This window comes from Acinetobacter colistiniresistens (assembly GCF_000413935.1).
Taxonomy (GTDB): domain Bacteria; phylum Pseudomonadota; class Gammaproteobacteria; order Pseudomonadales; family Moraxellaceae; genus Acinetobacter; species Acinetobacter colistiniresistens.
Genome location: NZ_KE340379.1, coordinates 368110 through 389928 on the forward strand (window position 1 = coordinate 368110; position 21819 = coordinate 389928).

A 21819-nucleotide genomic window follows, 5' to 3' on the forward strand; every position below is an offset into this window, starting at 1 on the left:
TTATTGTTTTTCATTTTAGTAAAAGGTAAGAAATGATTTCTTCTCGATCAGCTCTATAAGCTATCTTTCGTATGGTCCAAGGTCTGAGAGCGATTTATTTTTGTGGCTTTTCTATACACTAAATAAACCCCACTCAAGATCGCTGTAATTCCAATGTAGTCAAACCTAGAGAGTTGAGTGCTAAAAATAATAAAGTCGAGTACTAAGGTCACAAGCGGTACAAGATAGAATAAGCTGGTTGTATTCACCAGATTGCCTGATTGTAATAATTTATAAAAAATGAGTTGAGCAATAACAGAAACAATGATGCCTTGATATAAAACAGGAATCCAAAAGCCCCAATTCATCTCAAAATTAAATGATTGAAAAGGAATGATAAAAATAATGAAAATCAAAGAAATGGCATATTGTAGTGGTAAAACATGCCATGGTTTTTCAGAAATTTTTCTTTGTAGAATCACACCTGTCGTAATACATGCCAGGCACATAATTGAAGCAAGCGTTGCCCATAAAGATAATTTATTGATAAACATATTGTTATAAACTAAACAAATGATTCCAAAAAAACTAAGCAGTAGCCCTGTAAGCTTAACTTTGGAAAAACTTTTCTCAGTTATAAAAAAGGTCAAAATAGGCTGTAATGCAAGGATGGTTGAAAGGAGGCCTGGGGAAATTCCAAATTCAAGCGATAAAAAATAAAACAGGGTATAACCTGTAATTAAAAAGCAACCGGTAAGGATGACATATTTAAAAGAGGTATTTTGTGGATAAAAAGGCTGTTTTGAAATTGCACAAAAGAATAAAATTAACGCTGTAGCAATTAAAAAGCGGAAAAACAGGAAGGGGATTGCTGCACCATGATGAAGTCCCCATTTAGTAAAAATAGCAGCACTTCCCCAGAGCAAAACAAATAGACCAATATAAAGGAAATTTTCATTCTTAAGTTTGGCCATTGAACTTGTCCTTTTTATATCTCTATTTTTAGATCTTTGAATAGCATTTTTATATGATGACTAAATGATGATTGTCATTAAATGGTTGTAAAATGCTCTACCATTTGAAATGAGTAGAGCAAGTTATTTTAACAGATGATAAAAAGAATGCATTTAGAAAATATGACGTGTTTTGAAAACTAAATATTCTTTTATATCTTTAGGATAATCTTGAATCATCTTTAAAAAGACTTCTCGATCACCTTGATATAAAGCACGGGTTGCTTCTTCATAATTTGGCATATTGCCTAACATCGCAGACATGAAACGATCAGTCGCTTGTTTGGCAAGCATGATATTGCTTTCAGAATTAGGATCATTCAGCTCTTTATCAATCAACTTGCGGATCACTGCTGATGCGCTTGCACTTTGTTGATCTAACCAATCCCAATGTTTTTTCTGTAAAGTGATCTCACGAGAGATAACCCCGAGCTTAGGTCGTCCAACTTTTTTAATTTCCTCTGGTTCGGCATAGCGTTGTTGAAGCTCTTGTTCAGAACCGGAAAGATCGAGATCAATTTGTTGCCCTGTTTGATCATTAAAAATCAAAATGCTTTCGGTTGTTTCAGGAATAAGCTTAATCTTCAACACGAGATCAGTCGGCTGGCCGCTTGCAATCAGTGTACTGCCTGAGAATGCAGTGTAGGTGGTTTGAATATTCATTTTAATCACATATTTTTATCTGGGTAAAATAATATTATCAGGGTAAAATTAATTTGGCAAATAAATAATCAAAAAATCGAAAAAGATCTGATTTTACAAACGGGACCTTTAGAGTACGCATTACAACAATAGCAAAGATGGCTAACCATTTTAAATTTTTATTCTGCTTTAATATTGCTTTTATGAGACAATGCTTTTTTATTTTTGTGTATTAGGACTCCCATGATTGAGCAATCTCCTGAATCTTTAAGCGATATCGAAATTTTAGACATTTTACAGTCTATGAAAAAAGATAAGCTGGATACGGAAGCAAACGAGATGATTCGTAATGGGGGGAAAGCTGGGCGTCAAGAAGCACATAAACAGGCTCTAGTTGCACTGAGTACAAGCTTTGAAGAAAAGTTTGTCGAAGCAGTGACACTGGCATTGGGTTTGAATGCAGGTCAGGCGAAAAAGATCCGTTATAAAAAAGACCGTATTCGTATTTTAAAAGTGCGTGGTATTGACTATCTGGCAATTGATGGTGCGGAAACAGCTCAAGTGTTGGCGCAGGTTGCACAAGCTATTGGTCGTGAAGATGCGACAGTCACACACGATTTGCATAATATTTTCCCATTCTGGAAAGAAGGTTGGCCGATGGTTCAGTTTGACAATGCTTATAAAATCCTAGCAGAAGATATCAGCATTCATTATCAAGCCGTACTTGATGAGCTCATTTCATTATATGGTGGAAACTAAGGGATTCTAAACATCCTGCTCTGATGCGGTTTCCAATAGAAAATAACAAGGATTGTTAATTTTATGACCTTAGCACCGAAGATTCCGCCAGAAGCGCTTAATGTGCTCAGGGCAGGGCAATTGATTGATGCCATTAAGATCACACGGGAAAAAACAGGTTTAGGTCTCAAGGAATCTAAAGACTTAATTGATCAGTATCTGCAAGATCATCCACAAGAACAGGCACAGATCCAAGAGCAATTGGTACAGCGTAGTCGTGGTGGAATGAAAGTCTTGATTTTGATCTTCTTGATTTTGGCTGCCGTAGTCTGGTTTGTCCTGAAATAAAAAAAGCCCCGTATAGGGGCTTTTTTATGGATGGCTCGGCTTAATCATCTTGGGTGATAGGGGAATCATTTTCTAGGTTTGGTGTAATTTGAGTCACCAGCAATTGGTCAATTTTATAGTGGTCGATATCGACTACTTCAAATTTAAAACCGGCATATTCGACCGCATCCGCAGGACGTGGAATTTTGCGTAGACGATACATGATAAAGCCAGCGATTGTTTCGTAGTTTTCATTTTCTGGGAATTCTTCAATTGCCAGCGCATGTTTTACATCTTCAATCGGGGTACTGCCATCAATCAACCAAGAATGATTATCTCGTTTGATAATCTGTTGCTCTTCATCCATCGGGGTCACCCAGTCACCCATGACGGTGATCATGATATCGCTCAAGGTAATGACACCGACCACTAAAGCATACTCATTGATCACAACTGCAAACTTTTCTTTGGTTGAGCGAAAGCGGTCAAGAAGTTCTGATAGCGTGAGGCTGTCTGGGATAATCAGCACATTGCGGATAATCGATTCATTTAGTTGCGTGAAAGATTGATTATTTAAAATACGAACCAGAATATCTTTGGCATCTACATAACCTATCACTTGATCGATATGTTCATTACAGACTAAAAATTTTGAATAAGGGTGGTCAGCCAGTTTTTGACGAATGCTGTGTTCAGCTTCATTCAAGGTGAAATAAACGATGTTTTCCCGTGCAGTCATACTTGATGGAACAGTACGCTCTTCAAGTTCAAATACATTTTCAATGAAATGATGTTCTTGTTTTTGTAAGACACCGGCTTGCGCCCCTGCATTCATGATGGCAGAAATATCATCAAAGGTCATGCTGTCATCACGCTTGGTATCAATTTTAAAAACTCTGAAAATTGAATTGGCAATGATGTTAATTGCCCAAGCTAAAGGCCTACAAATTTTGATAAAGATGGTAATGGGATTGATGACTTTGATGGCTAATTTCTCAGGAAAAATCATCGCCAAACGTTTTGGCATCAAGTCGGCAAATAAGATAAAAAGAGATGTGACGGTTAAAAAGGATAAACTAAAACCAATTGTTTCTGCCCATGGGCCGGGATAAAGTTCGGTTGCTAAATTGTAGAAATAGGGGCGTAATGATGATTCACCAACAATACCGCCTAAGATCGCGACAGCATTAACGCCGACTTGAGTTGATGCAAAAAAGTCTGCTGAGTTTTCTTGCAACTCAATGACTTTATTCGCGCGTTCCTCGCCACTTTCAGCCAGAAGTTTTAGTTTGATTTTTCGTGATCCAGCAATCGCGATTTCAGATAAGGATAAAAAGAATGAACATGCGACTAGAATAACTAGAATCATCATGCTTTGAAAAATATCCATACATCACCTATGTTGGTAGGCCGCAGCCTATAGTTCGCTTATGCAAATAATGGTTGGTTAGGCATTATTTCACTCGCTTATTCTGTAATAGAATATAATGTATCAATAAGTAAAAGAAATAAGTTTTTATTGATATTCTTATTAAAACAATCAGCCACACTTGAGATATGGCTGAAATTTCATCTAGTTAATTTGGCCAATTAAAAAAAGCTATGTGGTAATTGTGAGTTGCCATTATTTAATAAATACTCACGGTTTTCTTCCTCGATCATTTGGCGTGCCACAAACAAAATCAGTTGTCTGAGCCAGCGATGCGCAGGATGATGGTGCAATAACGGACACCAAGCCATTTTCAATTCAAACTCCGGAATATAAAACGGAGGATCCTTTATAACCAGTCTAGGATTCTGGGTCTGTAGACGTGCCATACGGGTGGGTAAGGTGGCAATCAAATCTACATTTTGAGCCAACAGTGCGGGCATTTGATAGTGACGGGTAAAGACAGAAATCTTGCGACGCTGGCCAATACGTTCCAAAGCTTGATCAATCCAGCCTAAGCCTGCCTGTTTTTCCGGGTTTACACCGAAACCAACGCCCATGCCTGTTTTAGATACCCAAATGTGTTGTGCATCTAAATAGCTTTTTAAATTGAGGTGGGTTACTGCAGGGTGTTTGTCATTCAGAATACAGCTAAAACTATCACGCCAAACCAAGACTTGATGGAAGCTTTGCGGGATCTCATTGAAGCGGTTAATCGCTAGATCAACTTTGCCCTGCTCCATATCACGATAAGACACGTCACTAGGCGTCAGGAAGTCTAAAACCACATTGGGTGCTTCTGAACGTAATGCTTTGACTAGGCGAGGAACTAAAGTTGCTTCAGCATAATCGGAGGTCATAATCCGGAACACACGATTACTGGTATAAGGACGGAATTCGGTACGTGGTTCAAGAATCATTGAAAGGTCTGACAATGCATCTCGAATACGTGGTTGTAATTCCAATGCACGTTCAGTAGGGGTCATGCCTTCAGAAGAGCGAATGAGTAGGGGATCATTAAACAGATTGCGTAATCGACGTAAAATATTACTCATTGCAGGTTGGGTAACACCCAGTTGCTCCGCTGCACGGGTGACATTTTTTTCACGAAGAAGTACGTCAAGATAAATTAATAAATTGAGATCGACCCGCTCCAGATTCATAAAAAAAATACCGAAAATAAAATCCTTAAATTGTGTTGAATTATGACATATCTAAAGCAATTTGTGTAACTTAATCCTACATAAAAGCGACAGTAGCAAGATGTGTAATGCAACTTGGCACATTCTGTTGACTTATTTAATTTGGGAGGTTTTTAGGTGATTATTTCTTCGATGTCATTTGTGGAAAAACACAGCCGAAAATTGTCATTTTGAGTATTCTTAAGGATCAAATTTTAGCTTTTTCTGAACTGATGAGTCTAATAAATGATTCGAAAAATGAATAATTATGTTTGGTGGTGTATTTTAAAAATTAAATAAAAACATGTGTTTGTGGTATATTTTTTGCATTTTTGAAAAATGCTTATACATATATTTTTTTAGAAAATACTGAAGATTAAGCCAGAATATTGGATAAATCGCTTGCCAAAGACTAAGCTTTGAGACATGTTGATGAGGCGCTTGAAATCTAGACTAAATAAAATCAGGATTTTTAGCCCACATTCGATGCCAATCCTCAAAGGAATAGATCATGACTACATATCAAACAGCGATTGATGCAATCCGCGAATTAAAAGCAAAATTTGGCAACACTTGGGCAGATATTAGTCCTGAAGATGCTGCTCGTATGCAATTGCAAAACCGTTTCAAAACTGGTTTAGACATTGCTAAATATACAGCTGCGATTATGCGTCGTGATATGGCTGCTTATGATGCTGATTCTAGCAAATATACTCAATCATTGGGTTGCTGGCACGGTTTTATCGCGCAACAAAAAATGATCGCGAATAAAAAATACTTTGGTACAACTGAACGTCGTTATATCTACCTTTCTGGTTGGATGGTTGCTGCACTTCGTTCAGAATTTGGTCCACTTCCTGACCAATCTATGCACGAAAAAACATCTGTTCCAGCATTGATCGAAGAAATCTACACATTCTTACGTCAAGCTGATGCGAAAGAATTAAACGATTTATTCCGCGCACTTAAAAAAGCAAACGAAGCGGGTGATACAGCTAAAGCAGCTGAAATCACTGCTCAAATCGACAACTTTGAAACTCACGTTGTGCCAATTATTGCTGACATCGACGCTGGTTTCGGTAACGAAGAAGCGACTTACTTACTTGCTAAGAAAATGATCGAAGCTGGTGCATGTGCACTTCAAATCGAAAACCAAGTATCTGACGCAAAACAATGTGGTCACCAAGCTGGTAAAGTAACTGTTCCACACGAAGACTTCATCGCTAAAATCCATGCATTACGTTATGCATTCTTAGAAATGGGTCTTGATGACGGTATCATCGTTGCGCGTACTGACTCTGAAGGCGCTGACTTGACTCAAAAAATCCCAGTGGTTAAAGAGCCAGGCGACATCGCTTCTCAATACATCAGCTACTTAGACACAACTGAAATTGACATCGCTGATGCTCAAGAAGATGAAATCCTGATCAAGCGTGATGGTAAATTACACCGTCCTAAGCGTTTAGCTTCTGGCTTATATCAGTTCCGTCCTGACACTCAAATTGACCGTGTTGTACTTGACTGTGTATCTAGCCTTCAAAATGGTGCTGACCTTCTTTGGATCGAAACTGCGACTCCAAACGTAGAAGAAATCGCTCACATGGTTAACCGTGTACGTGAAACAGTTCCAAATGCGAAGCTTGTTTATAACAACAGCCCATCATTCAACTGGACGTTAAACTTCCGTCAACAAGCTTACGACCGTTGGGTTGCTGAAGGTAAAGACGTTTCTGCTTACGACCGTGCTAAATTAATGAGCGCTGAGTATGATGCGACTGAATTAGCTGCTGATGCAGACGCTAAGATCCGTACATTCCAGGCAGATGCTGCTCGTGAAGCGGGTGTGTTCCATCACTTGATTACACTTCCGACTTACCACACTGCTGCGCTTTCTACTCATGAACTTGCACAAGGTTACTTCGGTTCTGAAGGCATGTTGGCTTATGTTGCTGGCGTACAACGTAAAGAAATCCGTGGTGGTATCGCTTGTGTTAAACACCAAGCAATGGCGGGTTCTGACATCGGTGATGATCACAAAGAAATCTTCTCTGGTGACAATGCGCTTAAAGCACACGATGATGCTAAAAACACAATGAACCAATTTGCTGCTCATTAAGCACTGAACTGATTCAAAAAAAACCCTGCGAAAGCAGGGTTTTTTTTATTGCTTAAAATTTTGATGTGTTGTGGTGATTTAGAGCTAATGGGGCTGAATTTAAGTTTTATAGGGAGGGGCTTTTGCGAGCTGAGATGAGAGGGTGGCTTTTAAAACAATTGAATGGCGTGAATATCAATTAAACTTAAGTCTTTCATTCATTGTCTTGAGCTGCTCTGATGGATGCTATAAATCGCATCGCAAAAAAAACTGCTCATCAAGAGCAGTTTTTTATTCAAGAAATAATCAATTATTTCTCAACACCTGCTGGTTGACCTGCAAGTTTTGCATTTGCATAGTCCCAGTTTACTAGGCTTTCTAAGAAAGTCGCGATGTATTTTGGACGTAAGTTACGGAAGTCGATGTAGTAAGCATGTTCCCATACATCGATTGTTAATACTGCAACTTGGCCGTGTGCAAGTGGCGTATCTGCATTGGCAGTTTTAGTAATAGATAATTTACCGTTTACTTCATCAGCCACTAACCAAGCCCAACCTGAACCGAATTGAGTTGTTGCAGCAGCAGTGAATTCTTCAGCAAATTTTTCGTAGCTACCAAAAGCTTCTTCGATTTTAGCTGCAATCGCGCCAGTCGGTTTACCGCCACCATTTGGCTTCATGCTGTTCCAGTAGAACGTGTGGTTCCATACTTGTGCAGCATTGTTAAAGATACCTGCTTTAGAGGCATCACCAGCAGATGCTTTGATGATTTCTTCTAAAGACTTACCTTCAAGGTCAGTACCTTTGATTAAGTTGTTTAAGTTAACAACATAAGTATTGTGGTGTTTGTCGTGATGGTATTCTAAAGTTTCGCGAGTGATGTGTGGCGCTAAATCATCATAGCCATATGGCAGTGCAGGTAAAGTAATGGTTGTCATGTTTCATTCCTTGCAAATTTGCTGGGTTTTACATTAAGTGCCTTTATTGTAAATGATTCTATAGACAATAGGGCAGTCTTTTAATACACAAAATATGCAAAAAATTTCTTTATGAGACATATACCATACAACAATGATTAGAGTTTTTAGCTCGTTTAGTGAACGTTATAAAAAACTCTAACCCGTTTTATATAAAGATGTCGATCTAAGTTCGGCTACTGCTAAAATTACTGCGCTTTAGCTTGTAATGCAGCATGGTAACGACGATTCACCTCATCCCAATCCACGACATTATAAAACGCTGCAATATATTCAGGGCGACGGTTTTGATATTTTAAGTAGTAGGCATGTTCCCATACATCCAGACCTAGAATAGGTGTATTGCCATGCATCAGTGGTGAGTCTTGATTGGCACTACTTTCCACAATGAGTTTATGTTCAGGCGTGACGCTTAGCCATGCCCAGCCACTCCCAAAACGACTGATTGCAGCCTTGGTGAAAGCCTCCTTAAAAGCATCAAAGCCACCCAGTTGTTGATCAATGGCTTCTGCAACAGAGCCCGTTGGATTTCCTCCTCCTTGTGGACTCATGACTGTCCAAAACAGTGAGTGATTGGCATGACCTCCAGCATTGTTAATGACCATATTTTTAAGGTTGGTAGGGATATCATTCACTTTGGCAACCAACTCTTCTACGGGGAGTTTTTCCCATTCTGTACCTTCAATTGCACCATTAATATTATTGATGTAGGTCTGATGATGTTTGCTGTGGTGAATTTCCATTGTTTTGGTATCAATATTGGGTTCAAGTGCATCGTAAGCATAAGGAAGCGCTGGTAAAGAATAAGCCATGTGTTTGATTCCTTTTAATCAAAATGATTTTATTGGCATAAATTAAAGCGTCTTCATTATTCATTTAAAAGCAAATGAGAATCAATATCTTTTAATTTGCTTTTATCTATGTAAAATGAGGTAAAAAATAAATTTTATTTATCATTTATCTTATTTGGCAGCATATTGAGTGAGTAACACGAACGTGCAATTCGGCTGTTCGGGTATTTTAAATGGGTGAAGGTAATCGGGATTGGGAGTATCTGATTATTTCCATGATAGGGGGAGTGAAACTGATTTCACTCCGTTCATCATTGAATCAGCTTAGATTGGGTTATTGAGTTCAAAATACGCAGTTTCGATTGAAAATTGATTGGCAATGGCTTGTGCCAAGCGCTGCACACCGTAACGTTCTGTGGCATGATGGCCGCATGCGAAATAATGTACGCCAAGCTCTTTTGCTTCATAAAAGGTGCGTTCACTCACTTCACCAGAAATATAAGCATCACAATCTTCCTGAGCTGCTTTCGCAATGAAGTCTTGTGCACCGCCTGTACAGAATCCTACTTTTTTAATAGCAGTTTTATTACTTGGTAAATGAATCACATTAAAATCAAAAATAGCCTGTAACTTTGCTTTAAATTGTTCAGGACTAAGCGCATGGTCTAAATAAGCAACATTGCCGATCGGGTGCCTTTCACTTGGATCTAAAGCTTGAAGGTTGTTTAGACCGATCAAATCGGCAATAGCAATATTATTGCCCAAGCTTGGGTGGGCATCTAAAGGTAAATGGTAGGCAATCAGGGAAATATTATTTTGAATCAGTTTCTTAATACGATTGCCTCGCATTCCTGTAATTGGGTAGGGTTCGCCTTTCCAGAAATAGCCATGATGAACAAGTAACGCATCAGCTTGCTGGGCAATGGCGGCATCAATCGCATCTTCTGATGCGGTTACAGCACAGACAATTTTGTTGACTTCAAGCTTGCCTTCTATTTGTAAGCCGTTTGGTGCGTAGTCTTTAAACTCATTTGCTTTTAAGGTCTGATTACACCATTGCACAATTTCATGCAAATTTGCCATGCGATTCCTCAATTGTTTACATCTTTTCTAAAGATCAATAAGAACATATTTTTAAATGTAACTAAAGCTAGACAAAACTTTTTTAACTTTTGCATTGATTTTAAGCAATTTACTTTACAATAGTGGAAAGTTCCAGTTCTTCAATAAATTACGTTCATAACATAATTTCGCGTAGAGGATAATAAACGTGCGCCGTGCATTTACATGGTTACCTTGGGTATTACTCATTCTTGTTATATTTAGTTTTCTGGCTTGGCAGAAATCGCATCAGCCGAAGCCAACCGTGGCTGCTGATGGTGTAAAAATGCCAGCCGAGAAGGTTGAGCCGCTGATCGATACCTCGCGTACGGGTGGGGTGGTGTCTTATAGTGCTGCGGTTAAAGTGGCGGCACCAGCCGTGGTCAATATTTTCACGACCCAGAAAGTAAAGCAGATGAATCATCCATTATTGAATGATCCTGTATTTCGTGAGTTTTTTGGCAACCAGGTACCGCAACAGCCTCAAAATGAAAACAGTTTAGGTTCAGGTGTGATTGTACGTGCAGATGGGTATATTCTGACCAATAATCATGTGATTGCCCAAGCTGAGCACATTGTAGTTGCACTTTATGACGGTCGTCGTGCTGAAGCGAAAGTGATTGGTACTGATCCTGATACAGATTTGGCTGTGATTAAGATTGAGTTAGACAAGTTACCTGTTCTTCCATTCAAATTGAGTGGTAATGAAGTGGGTGATGTTGTACTTGCAATTGGTAACCCATTTGGTGTGGGACAAACCGTGACTCAGGGAATTATCTCGGCAACTGGACGCTCTGATTTGGGGATTAATACCTATGAAGACTTTATTCAAACCGATGCTGCAATTAATCCGGGTAACTCGGGTGGTGCATTGATTGATGTTGCGGGTAATTTGATTGGTGTTAACACCGCGATCTTCTCTCAATCTGGTGGCTCATTAGGGATTGGTTTTTCGATTCCTGCCAAAGTCTGCCAGCAAGTGCTGAACTCTATTCTGAAAGATGGTCGTGTCGTGCGTGGCTGGTTAGGAATTAGTTTGATTCCAAATAACTTGGATGAAGATGTACTGGCTGCTAAACCAGTTGGCGTTACTGTTGCGGATGTACTACGCGAAGGTCCTGCCGACTCAGCGGGGATTAAGCGTGGTGATAAGATCATTCAGGTGAATAACGAACAGATTTCTTCTGCATCACATTTAATTAATTATGTTGCATTACAAGCACCAGAAAGCTTAATTGATGTCGTGATTGAGCGTGAAGGTAAGCAGCAAACTGTGCAAGTGAAAGTCGGGGAGCGTAAAGTGCAGCAAAATGCACAATCGCAATATATTCCGCTGCCTAAGCGTCAGTAGTAAACTTGATTGATGTCGATTAATAAAAGGGCTGCTTAAGTGCAGTTCTTTTATTTTATGCATTATTCATAGCGCAAAAAGCCTATTGATTGATTCAATCAATAGGCTTTTTGCATTTTTAGAGCTTTTTTATTTTTTATTAAAGCATCGAAATTTGATGATTTGATGACAATTTTCTGATCGTTAGGTGACAATAATGAAGAGTCGAAATATGTGCTTAATGTGCACAGAAGGCCTGATTGAAGTATTCAAATAAATCAGGCGTTTGAAACCAGATCAGAATCGAGATGCTGATGAGGCCAACAAGGCAGACGAGCAGGATCAATTTAAAATACCGTTCAATATTCATCATGAATGATAGCCTCTTCATTGACGAAAAGATGGATCACCACACCAAATATGCTGAGTACTAAACAGGCCAGCCAGATCATATTATAGTTACCTGCAAGGTCATGATTGACGCCACCTAACCAACCACCGAAAAATGAACCGATTTGATGGGTAAAGAACACAATACCACTCAGCATGGATAAATATTTGACCCCAAACATGTTGGCTACAATGCCATTGGTGAGCGGGACGGTTGAAAGCCAAAGTAAGCCCATAATGATCCCAAAAGCATAAACGGTCAATGTGCTGAGTGGCAGCAATAGAAATGCAATAATCGCAATCCCACGTAAACCATAGAGCAACATCAGTAACTTCGGTTTTGAATAGCGGTCGCCTAACCAGCCAGCACCATAAGTCCCAATGATGTTAAATAAACCAATGAGTGCTAAAAACACCGTTCCTGTTGTCGCGTCAAAGCCATGATCAATTAAATAACCGGGCAGATGTACCCCTAAAAACACCACTTGGAAGCCACAAACTAAGAAACCGAGCGACAGCCACCAAAATGGTTTGTGTTTTCTGGCAATGTTTAACACTTGCTTAAAACTGAGGCTGGATTGATTGAGTGCTTTGGGTAGCGTTGAAGAGGGGGATTTTAATAGCCAAGCCAATGGAATAATAAATGCAATTGCAAAGGCACTCACAAGTAATGCAGATGACCAACCAATGGTTTTAAGTAAAATCAGCGTAGACGGCAGCATGATAAACTGACCAAAGGAGCCTGCTGCGCTGGCAATCCCCATGACCATGCTACGTTTCTCTGGAGGAGCAGCGCGACCAACTGCAGAGAGCAGTACGGTAAAAGAGGTTGCTGATAGCGCAAGCCCGATGACAAGGCCTAAACTAAGATTGAGTAAAAGACTTGTGGAGCTAAATGCCATGAGCACTAAGCCAATGGCATAGAAGAGACCGCCTGCCATGACCACTTTTTTCGTTCCATACTTATCGGCAATTGCCCCTGTAAATGGTTGCGCTGCACCCCAGATTAAGTTTTGCATGGCAATGGCAAAACTAAAAATATGATGACCCCAGCCGTAGGTATCACTCATGGGAACGAGGTATAACCCAAAACCATGGCGGACACCTAATGAGAGTGCAAGAATCAGCGCACTTCCAATTAGCATATAGACCAATTGTTTGGAAAATTGAGGAGTTAGCATTGTTGTTGTGATCGTGGAATAAGTGAAAAGTATTTTAAAATACTTCTATTGATATTTCGATTGCTCAAGAAAATTATTGTGGCTGTTTAGATTTAATGCGCTTGTTCAGGTTTTGAATTTTAGAATATAAAAAAGCAGCTATTGCTGCTCTTTTATGTCGTGATTATTTAGAAACGATAGCCTACACCGACATAGGTAATCAGTGGGTCAATATCAATTTTGGTATTTGCTTTGATGAGCTCTTTGCCTGTGTTGCGATCCGTTACTGAGATTTTGGCTTCATTATTCATTTTGGAATAAGATACCGAACCGACAGCAAACCAGTTTGGATTAAAGTCATAGGTTGCACCTAAAGTCACAATCGGGGCAAATGTATCTGTTGCTTTGAGCTTCACGATAGGGTCTGCTGATGATGTTTTTCCATCTAAGGCTGCACCAGCTTTGCCATCATGAATATTTTGAATCATATGACCTGCTTTGATTAAATCGGATTCAATTCCTGAATTCATTTTTAAATCGTTAAAGTAGGCATACATCACACCAGCACCGACATAAGGACGGAATTTATTTACGCCAGATTTACCAAATTGATAGTGTAGCTCAACAGCTGGTAGCCAAGCTCGCGCTGAGGCTGCTTTATCACCTTGGGTTAAGTCTGTGATATGAAGATCTTGTTTTAAACCAATTGAGCCTAAGGCTGTGTCTGCCTTGCCGCTTAAGGGTGCGTAGATATTTCCTTTCCCTTTGATATCAACTTTCGGTGGGATACCTGCTTTAACTTCTAAAGAGACGTGATCTGTAAAGTGGTAATTGGCCATAATACCAACGGTATCGACATTGTCCGCTTCTAAACCTGTGCCCTGACTTTTCCAGTTGGACAAACCATTCACTGTTGCAGTTCCTGTTAACAGACCTGGAACAGGGTCTAAAGGTTGTATTTTAATAGCATCGTAAAGAAGCTTATTCGAATCTCGATCTGCTGCTGCAAGTACAGCTTGCTTGGAGACATCACCGACTTTGGCCTGTGTACCCTCGGCGATACTGGTGTTGATATTGACTGGATTGGCAGAGCCTTGTGGCATGGCATGTAACCAACCTGCGGAAACCGAAAAGCGTTTGAAACCATCGCCATCTTTTAGACTGAAATAAGGTGAGTCTGCAAAAGCAAAAGTGGGTAGGGCACATAAGCCTGTAATCAGGCAAGCGAAGGGCTTTTTCATCATTTGAGGACTCCATGTCCGAATGTTTGTTAGGATTTTTCTTGCGCCCACCTTAACGCGATTTTTATTTGGGCTTTGTTTAGTTAGGATTTATAATTGTTATGCTTATGAATCTTTTTGTTTGATTTAAATAAATTGATGAATGAATTATGAAGACGTAAAAAAGCCACCGAAGTGACTTTTTTAGAATAATTCAAAGATTATGAATTACATAAAGCGTGATAGATCTTCTTCAGGGCGAGCAGTAAGTACTTCGATGCCTGTTTGTGTTACTAAAATCGTATGTTCATATTGAGCAGATAACTTGTGATCTTTTGTGACGACGGTCCACTTATCACCTAAAAGTTTAGTCTGCCAAACACCTGCGTTTACCATTGGTTCAATAGTAAAGGTCATGCCGGCCTCTAGGCGCATACCTGTACCTTTTTGCCCATAATGTAAAACTTGTGGTTCATCATGGAACACATTGCCAATGCCGTGACCACAATATTCACGTACTACACTAAAGCGCTCAGATTCAACATATTGCTGAATTGCATAACCGACATCACCAAGGTATGAACCATCCTTTACTGTTGCCATGCCACGATACATCGCTTCCTGAGCCACTGAGCACAAGCGTTTAGCTAAAATTGAAGTTTCACCACCAATGACATACATCATATTGGTATCGCCGTGATAACCATCTTTAATTACGGTCACATCAATATTAAGAATATCGCCATTCTTTAAAATTTTATTTTCAGAAGGAATACCGTGACAAACCACATGGTTCACCGAAGTACAAATAGAATGCTGGAACGCAGGGCGGCCTGGTGCAGCACCATAGCCGACGCAGGCAGGAATTGCTTGTTGAACATCTTCAATATGATTGCGACAGATTGTATCGAGTTCTAGTGTGCTTACACCCGCTTTAATATGCGGTTTAATCATGTCTAGAACTTCAGCCGCCAATTTCCCTGCAACACGCATCTTTTCAATTTCTTCAGGTGTTTTGATTAATCGACGTGGGGCCGTATAAGTTGTATTCATGATCTCTAAAAACTTTTGGTAATTTGCAAGCGTCTATGGTATAAATAGCCGCCTATTTTATCAAATGCTTTTCGTGACTATCTTTTATTATTTATGAAAAGATTTTACGAAGATATCTGATAACAATAGTCGTAAAAAAAATCCGCACATATATCGACACATTACTCTGGGTGCCTAGCAATAGGTGGAGAATGCGGATATATGGAGGCCTAACCCAAACTTTAAGGTAAAGAAAATGGCAGATTACAACGTAAGCATGCGCGACCTTCTTCAAGCAGGCGCACACTTTGGTCACCAAACTCGTTTCTGGAACCCAAAAATGCGTCAATACATTTTTGGCGCGCGTAACAAAATTCACATCATCAACCTTGAGCACACTGTTCCTGCGTTAAATGATGCTTTGAACTTCGTTAACAACTTGGCGAGCAAAAAGAACAAAGTATTATTCGTTGGTACAAAACGAGCTGCTTCTAACATCATCCGTGAACAAGCTCAACGCGCTGGTCAACCATATGTAGATCACCGTTGGTTAGGTGGTATGTTGACGAACTGGAAAACACTTCGCCAATCTATCAACCGTTTAAAAGATCTTCAAACTCAATCTCAAGACGGTACTTTTGCTAAGCTTACTAAACGTGAAGCTTTAGAGCGTACTCGTGAGATGGAAAAACTTGAACGTGCTTTAGGCGGCGTTAAGAACATGGGTGGTTTACCTGACGCATTATTTGTAATCGACGTTGATCACGAAGCGATTGCAATCAAAGAAGCGAAAAACTTAGGTATTCCTGTAATCGGTATCGTTGATACAAACTCTAACCCAGACAACGTTGATTACGTTATTCCGGGTAACGACGATGCGATCCGTGCAGTAACTTTATATGCTTCTGCTATGGCTGATGCGATTCTTGCTGGTAAAGAATATGCTCAATCACAAGCAAATGCACAAGCTAAAGGCGACGACGCTGCTAAAGACGCTTCTGAGGCTTAATGCGTTTTGACGCAAGCTTGTCATTTTTGCGACATGTAATGGTGGCAAATTAAAGCGTCGAGATTGCAAACGGCCCAGAGATTCTTTGGGCCGTTTTTGTTGAACAGATTTATTTTCTACCGATTTTAGGAGATCAACATGACTGCAGTTACTGCGAGCATGGTAAAAGAATTACGTGACCGTACTGGTCTTGCAATGATGGAATGCAAAAAAGCATTAACAGAAGCAGGCGGTGACATCGAACTTGCGATTGATAACCTTCGTAAATCAGGTCAAGCAAAAGCTGCTAAAAAAGCGGGCAACATTGCTGCTGATGGTGCGATCACTATTATTCAAAACGGTAACAAAGCAATTCTTGTTGAAGTTAACTGTCAAACTGACTTCGTTGCTAAAGACGAAAACTTCAAAAACTTCTCTGATAAAGTTGCTGCTGCTGCACTTGCTGCAAACGAAACTGATGCTGCGAAAATTGCTGAACTTAAGCTTGAAGACGGTGCAACTGTAGAAGAAGCTCGTGTTGCATTGGTTCAAAAAATCGGTGAAAACATTCAAGTTCGTCGTGCTCAAATCGTTGAAGGCGAAAATTTGGCTGTTTACAAACACGGTTTAAAAATCGGTGTTGTTGTTTCTTACACAGGTGATGCTGACACTGGTAAAGGTATTGCAATGCACGTTGCTGCGTTCAACCCAGTTGCTGTAAATGCTGAAGCTGTTCCAGCTGACTTGATCGCTAAAGAGAAAGAAATTGCTGAAGCGAAAGCGTTAGAATCTGGTAAGCCTGCGAACATCGTTGAGAAAATGGTAACTGGTTCAGTTGAAAAATACTTGAACGAAGTTGCTCTTGATCGTCAAATGTATGTAATCGACAATGACAAGAAAGTTGCTGATGTATTAAAAGCGACTGGTACTGTTGTAGCTCAATTCGTTCGTTTCGAAGTGGGTGAAGGTATTGAGAAGAAAGCTGAAATGAGCTTTGCAGAAGAAGTTGCTGCTGCTCAAGCTGCTGCGAAGTAATTCGTATCTTCTAAAAAACCCAGTCTTTATGACTGGGTTTTTTATTGCCTGTTAAAAAGCCCAGCAAGAAGAGTGGGTTTTTTATAGATGGGCTTATTGGTCTTCTTTCTGTAGCTCGTATTTCTCAGCCAGTTCGCCAGTAATTTCTTTGCCTTCTGTATCAAGGGCTTTCAAGTAGCCTTCAGCAACAAAGTATTTGCGGCCATCACCCGCTTTATCGAGCTCAATAACAGAGGTGTTTTTGCTGTCAAAAGTAAACTTACCTTTGCTTTCAAATGCTTTTCCATCACCTTTACCAAGATAAGTCTCTTTTAACTCAAATGTTTTATCTTGGTTGAGTTCAAGTTGGGTTTCAATACCTTCGCAATCTGCACAAGGAAGAACGCCTTTATATGTGCCATTCCAGTCTAATGAGTTTTCTGCGGTATGTGCGCTATCCACAACTTCAGCGCTGCTTTCGGTGCTTGTTGCGGGTGGGGTTTGTTCATCAGTTTTAGGGGTTTCTGCTTTATTACATGCTACTAAAAAAATAGAAGCTAAAGAAATGGCAATAATTGATTTTTTCATCTTAGATATGACCTTGTGAAAACATTAATATCCAAGTTATTAGATTTTAAAAAGAAATGGTAGTAAGGGAATGTAAGGGTTATTTAACCTTTGGTAAAGCAAGACAGGTTAGCCTTGTCTTGCTTTGAAGCGAGGATTGGATTTGCAGATAACAAATAGCTTGCCGCGACGTTTTACAATCTGGCAATCAGCACTACGACGCTTTGCGCTTTTAAGGGATGAGCATACTTTCATTTTGGTTCCTAAGCTTGAGTGAAATGTTATAGTATTACATTTGATTTGTGCTGTAAAGTTTGTCTTATTGTTTGAAGAATAGGGGTGATGAGATAAGTATGGCAAATAAAAAACCCTCATCTTTCGATGAGGGTTTTTTTGAATCTGGAGCGGGAAAGGAGACTCGAACTCCCGACCCCAACCTTGGCAAGGTTATGCTCTACCAACTGAGCTATTCCCGCAATAGGACGCATTATAGAGAGTTTCATTCAAGTGTCAACTCTTTATAATGCTAAGTGTTGAATTAATCAGCACGTCGCCAAATTGTACCTTGACGGGTATCCTCCAAAACTACACCTTGATCCAATAAAGACTGGCGAATACCATCGGCTTTGGCAAAGTCTTTGGCTTTTTTTGCATCGACTCGTTGCTGAATGAAGTTTTCAATTTCAGTATCAGACAGGGTAAGTGCTTCTTGACCGATATCTGACTTAAGGAATTCATCCACATCATGTTGAACTAAACCAAGAATATTGGTTAAGTGGCGTAGGGTAGAGTAAAGCATTGTCGCTTGTTCGGCTTGCTCTTCTTTCACTGCACGATTTAGTTCTTTATTCAGTTCAAATAGTACCGCCATTGCTTCAGCAGTATTAAAGTCATCACACATGGCATTGTTGAAGCGTTCGACAAAGCCCTGTTCTAGCGTCTCAACCGTTTTTTGACCATACACCTGTTGATAGGCTTTAAATGAGTGATAGAAACGGCTGAGTGCTGTTTTTGCTTCTTTTAAGGCCACATCAGAGAAGTTAACTGGGCTACGGTAGTGCGATGACACAATGAAGTAGCGAATCACTTCAGGGTGGAATTTCTCCATCACATCGCGAATGGTAAAGAAGTTGCCTAAAGACTTAGACATTTTCTCACCATCTACATTGATGAAGCCAACATGCATCCAGTAGTTTACATATTGTTCGCCCGTTGATGCTTCACTTTGTGCGATTTCATTTTCATGATGCGGGAACATCAGGTCTGAACCACCACCATGAATATCAAAGTGGTTGCCGAGGCAGCAAGTTGACATTGCTGAACATTCGATATGCCAACCTGGACGACCGTTACCCCAAGGTGAAGCCCAAGCTGGTTCATTTTCTTTGGCGTGTTTCCAGAGCACAAAGTCAAAAGGATGCTTCTTTTCAACTTCAACATCGACACGTTCAGATGCACCTGCTTGCATATCATCCAATTTACGACCTGACAGACGGCCATAGTTATTGAACTTGCTGACTTCAAAATAAACATCGCCATTGGCAGCAGGGTATGCAGCCCCTTTATCAACCAATGTACCGATCATATTTTGCATTTGATCAATATATTCGGTGGCTTTCGGTGCTTCATCAGGTTCAGCACAACCTAAATTTGCTGCATCTTCATTCATGGCTTGAATAAAACGAGCTGTGAGTTGTTGGATGCTTTCACCATTTTCATTGGCACGTGCAATGATTTTGTCGTCAATATCGGTAATATTGCGGATATAACGAACTTTCCAGCCTTGGCTGCGCAAGAAGCGAATGATGTAGTCGAATGCAACCATAACCCGAGCGTGTCCGATATGACAGTAGTCATAGACTGTCATGCCACAGACATACATATCGATTTGACCTTCTTTACGTGGGACAAATTCAACTTTTTTACGTTGCTCAGAGTTATATAGAACAAAAGGTTGCATAAGGGTTTTCAAACACTCTACAAAAATCGTTATTCATCATAACGTATGCACCATATTTCATAAAGTTATCAGTAGAAAAAAGATGGCTTTCGTTTGCAATATTTCTTTATTCATCGCTGATAGGGCGCGGTGCTCGAATTTGTGCCTTTTTTGCAAAATAATAATAAATGATAGCCGTTGCCAAGATGCCGACTAACCAGGAGATATCGACTCCACCTAGCATGGTCGCGATTGCACCCGTGTAAACTTTACTGTGAATAAAGGGGAGTTGTAGCAGGACTCCCATGGCATAACAACCAATACCAATGCGGTTCCAACGACCATATTTTCCATCTGGATCGTATAACGCGGCAACATCACATTCTTCTTTAGAAATGAAATAGTAGTCCACGAGGTTGATGGCGCTCCAAGGAATAAAAAAGGTGAGCAAGAACAGAATAAATGCCTTGAAGGTATTTAAAAAAGTATGTTCACCGAGAATTGCGATGATTGTAGAAATGGCAACCATCGCAAGCACGATAGATAAACGCGTCATTTTTGAAATTTGAGAATGTGGTTTGAAACTATTCCAAATCGTTGCAATGCACATAAAACACCCATAAGCATTCAGCGTTGACAGGGTGACTTTGCCAAAGGCAATACTGAAATATAAAAAGGTAATAATAAGTGCAGCCGTATTCATGCCGACGACATATTGCACTTCATTTCCGACAAATCCGCCTTGAGCAATCTGTGCAATGAATACGCCTAAAGTCATCGAGATTTGGGAACTGAGTAAAGAGCCTAAACCGACTGCCAAGAAGACACGTGTGGAAGATGTGTTTGAGGGTAAATATCGGGAATAATCGGCAACATAAGGACCAAATGAAATTTGCCAAGAAGCTGACAGTGAGATCGCTAATAAAAAGGATGGCCAGCTAAATTTTTGAACGGCAATTAACGCTGCAAAATTTGAATGAGTCAAAATTTGGCTTAAAATAATCACAAAGGCAATGATGCCAATGACACTGGCAACTTTTCCGACCCAGTGGATTAGACGATAACCAATGGTTGCAAAGATCACAATAAAAGCTGCGTAAATTAAAATTCCTGTTGTGCTGCTTACATTGATCAATTGTGCGATGGCTTTACCCGCCAAAACCTCACCTGTGGCGGTAAACCCGATGTACATTAAACAAACTAAGAAGATTGGAATACAGGCCCCATAAACACCGAACTGGACGCGGCTGGAAATCATTTGGGGAAGACCCAGTTTAGGGCCTTGTGCGGCATGCAAGGCCATGACGATGGCACCGAAGCATTGTCCAATCAATAATCCAATAACTGACCAAAATATATCACCACCAAGTACAACTGCTAAAGCACCTGTGACGATTGCAGTAATTTGTAAGTTGGCACCAAACCACAATGTAAATTGACCAAATATACTGCCATGCCTTTCATGTTCTGGAATGAAATCGATACTGCGGCTTTCAATAAATTGATGTTTTTCTTTCTCATCCAATGAGCTCATTTTCACTCCGTATCCTTGAAGTACTTATCGTTATTCACAAATACATGATTTGTTGCTTAAGTATATTCATGTATAAGCTAACATGTATATGTATATACAATTTGGATTAATAATAAGCAAGTCTTTTGTACAAAGCGTGGAATGAATAAGCGCTTATAGGTGAATGTGAATGCACCAAATATATGGCTGTTAAAAAGATTGGCATTTAGCTCGTATATAATGAGTCTTGTTTCATGCTTCATCTCTCCATTTTTCATGAAAACTTATACATTTAGAAACGTGTAAGATTTGCAGATATGTTAGAATCTGCATCATTCTTCTGATTAAAATCGTCTACCCGATGGGTGGATAGAGTATTATTTTGAGTCAATCT

21 protein-coding genes and 1 tRNA gene are annotated in these 21819 nt (G+C 39.9%); 6 read left to right on the forward strand and 16 right to left on the reverse strand.

Translation table 11 applies throughout. The annotated features are described in order from the left end of the window. Positions 1-53: 53 nt before the first annotated feature. Positions 54-953 (reverse strand): DMT family transporter, encoded by a 900-nt coding sequence (locus F907_RS11715; RefSeq protein ID WP_016651798.1) that lies wholly within the window; start codon positions 951-953, stop codon positions 54-56. A gap of 153 nt (positions 954-1106) precedes the next feature. Then, entirely contained in the window at positions 1107-1664 is a 558-nt protein-coding gene (locus tag F907_RS11710; protein ID WP_162616962.1) for a DUF2239 family protein, read from the reverse strand. A 213-nt stretch (positions 1665-1877) separates the two neighbouring features. Between F907_RS11710 and F907_RS11705 the strand changes: the two genes are divergently transcribed. After that, the gene (locus tag F907_RS11705; RefSeq protein WP_005243200.1) at positions 1878-2393 is read left to right on the forward strand and encodes a hypothetical protein; all 516 of its coding nucleotides are present in this window, start codon (positions 1878-1880) and stop codon (positions 2391-2393) included. Between the two features lie 63 nt (positions 2394-2456). After that, positions 2457-2720: a hypothetical protein gene (locus F907_RS11700; protein ID WP_016651800.1), complete on the forward strand. Its 264-nt coding sequence runs from the start codon at positions 2457-2459 to the stop codon at positions 2718-2720. 40 nt (positions 2721-2760) lie between these two features. Here the strand turns inward: F907_RS11700 and F907_RS11695 are convergent, their stop codons facing one another. Both F907_RS11695 and F907_RS11690 read right to left on the reverse strand, forming a co-directional pair. After that, positions 2761-4089, reverse strand: coding sequence for a polyamine export protein PaeA (locus tag F907_RS11695; RefSeq protein ID WP_016651801.1), 1329 nt, complete (start codon positions 4087-4089; stop codon positions 2761-2763). Positions 4090-4289: 200 nt separating this feature from the next. Next, complete coding sequence (locus tag F907_RS11690; RefSeq protein WP_004652708.1) at positions 4290-5291, reverse strand: LysR family transcriptional regulator; 1002 nt, start codon at positions 5289-5291, stop codon at positions 4290-4292. A gap of 529 nt (positions 5292-5820) precedes the next feature. Between F907_RS11690 and F907_RS11685 the strand changes: the two genes are divergently transcribed. Beyond that, positions 5821-7425: an isocitrate lyase gene (locus F907_RS11685; RefSeq protein WP_016651802.1), complete on the forward strand. Its 1605-nt coding sequence runs from the start codon at positions 5821-5823 to the stop codon at positions 7423-7425. A gap of 289 nt (positions 7426-7714) precedes the next feature. Here F907_RS11685 and F907_RS11680 read toward each other — a convergent pair whose 3' ends face one another. The 3 genes from F907_RS11680 to F907_RS11670 form a co-directional block, all read right to left on the reverse strand. Further along, positions 7715-8341: a superoxide dismutase gene (locus F907_RS11680; protein ID WP_005202479.1), complete on the reverse strand. Its 627-nt coding sequence runs from the start codon at positions 8339-8341 to the stop codon at positions 7715-7717. A 227-nt stretch (positions 8342-8568) separates the two neighbouring features. Then, positions 8569-9192: a superoxide dismutase gene (locus F907_RS11675; RefSeq protein ID WP_016651803.1), complete on the reverse strand. Its 624-nt coding sequence runs from the start codon at positions 9190-9192 to the stop codon at positions 8569-8571. 303 nt (positions 9193-9495) lie between these two features. Further along, the gene (locus F907_RS11670) at positions 9496-10254 is read right to left on the reverse strand and encodes a Nif3-like dinuclear metal center hexameric protein (protein WP_016651804.1); all 759 of its coding nucleotides are present in this window, start codon (positions 10252-10254) and stop codon (positions 9496-9498) included. 187 nt (positions 10255-10441) lie between these two features. Here F907_RS11670 and F907_RS11665 point away from each other — a divergent pair, with 187 nt between their 5' ends. Further along, complete coding sequence (locus F907_RS11665) at positions 10442-11623, forward strand: trypsin-like peptidase domain-containing protein (protein ID WP_016651805.1); 1182 nt, start codon at positions 10442-10444, stop codon at positions 11621-11623. A gap of 217 nt (positions 11624-11840) precedes the next feature. Here the strand turns inward: F907_RS11665 and F907_RS19360 are convergent, their stop codons facing one another. From F907_RS19360 to map, 4 genes are all read right to left on the reverse strand, one after another. After that, positions 11841-11975 carry a hypothetical protein gene (locus F907_RS19360; protein ID WP_005272111.1) on the reverse strand — a complete coding sequence of 45 codons (135 nt, stop codon included), beginning with the start codon at positions 11973-11975 and terminating at the stop codon, positions 11841-11843. Next, on the reverse strand, positions 11962-13173 hold the full coding sequence (locus F907_RS11660) for an MFS transporter (protein WP_016651806.1): 1212 nt from the start codon (positions 13171-13173) through the stop codon (positions 11962-11964). The genes F907_RS19360 and F907_RS11660 overlap by 14 nt, the downstream gene beginning before the upstream one ends. Before the next feature lie 167 nt (positions 13174-13340). Beyond that, positions 13341-14396: an OmpW/AlkL family protein gene (locus F907_RS11655; RefSeq protein ID WP_016651807.1), complete on the reverse strand. Its 1056-nt coding sequence runs from the start codon at positions 14394-14396 to the stop codon at positions 13341-13343. Positions 14397-14600: 204 nt separating this feature from the next. Next, positions 14601-15425: a type I methionyl aminopeptidase gene (map, locus tag F907_RS11650; RefSeq protein WP_016651808.1), complete on the reverse strand. Its 825-nt coding sequence runs from the start codon at positions 15423-15425 to the stop codon at positions 14601-14603. 235 nt (positions 15426-15660) lie between these two features. On the opposite strand from map, the gene rpsB reads away from it, so the two are divergent. Both rpsB and tsf read left to right on the forward strand, forming a co-directional pair. Then, the gene (gene rpsB / locus F907_RS11645) at positions 15661-16413 is read left to right on the forward strand and encodes a 30S ribosomal protein S2 (protein ID WP_004652723.1); all 753 of its coding nucleotides are present in this window, start codon (positions 15661-15663) and stop codon (positions 16411-16413) included. Positions 16414-16551: 138 nt separating this feature from the next. After that, complete coding sequence (tsf, locus tag F907_RS11640; RefSeq protein WP_004652724.1) at positions 16552-17427, forward strand: translation elongation factor Ts; 876 nt, start codon at positions 16552-16554, stop codon at positions 17425-17427. Between the two features lie 93 nt (positions 17428-17520). On the opposite strand, the gene F907_RS11635 is transcribed toward tsf, so the two are convergent. The 5 genes from F907_RS11635 to F907_RS11620 form a co-directional block, all read right to left on the reverse strand. Continuing rightward, positions 17521-17994 carry a copper resistance protein NlpE gene (locus F907_RS11635; protein ID WP_005272102.1) on the reverse strand — a complete coding sequence of 158 codons (474 nt, stop codon included), beginning with the start codon at positions 17992-17994 and terminating at the stop codon, positions 17521-17523. A 108-nt stretch (positions 17995-18102) separates the two neighbouring features. Next, positions 18103-18228, reverse strand: a complete 126-nt coding sequence (gene ykgO / locus F907_RS18415) for a type B 50S ribosomal protein L36 (RefSeq protein WP_005231541.1) — start codon at positions 18226-18228, stop codon at positions 18103-18105. A gap of 145 nt (positions 18229-18373) precedes the next feature. Continuing rightward, a tRNA-Gly gene (locus F907_RS11630) sits at positions 18374-18449 on the reverse strand. 62 nt (positions 18450-18511) lie between these two features. Beyond that, entirely contained in the window at positions 18512-19933 is a 1422-nt protein-coding gene (gene cysS / locus F907_RS11625; RefSeq protein ID WP_016651809.1) for a cysteine--tRNA ligase, read from the reverse strand. A gap of 106 nt (positions 19934-20039) precedes the next feature. Continuing rightward, positions 20040-21446 (reverse strand): purine-cytosine permease family protein, encoded by a 1407-nt coding sequence (locus F907_RS11620; RefSeq protein WP_016651810.1) that lies wholly within the window; start codon positions 21444-21446, stop codon positions 20040-20042. Positions 21447-21819: the final 373 nt, after the last annotated feature.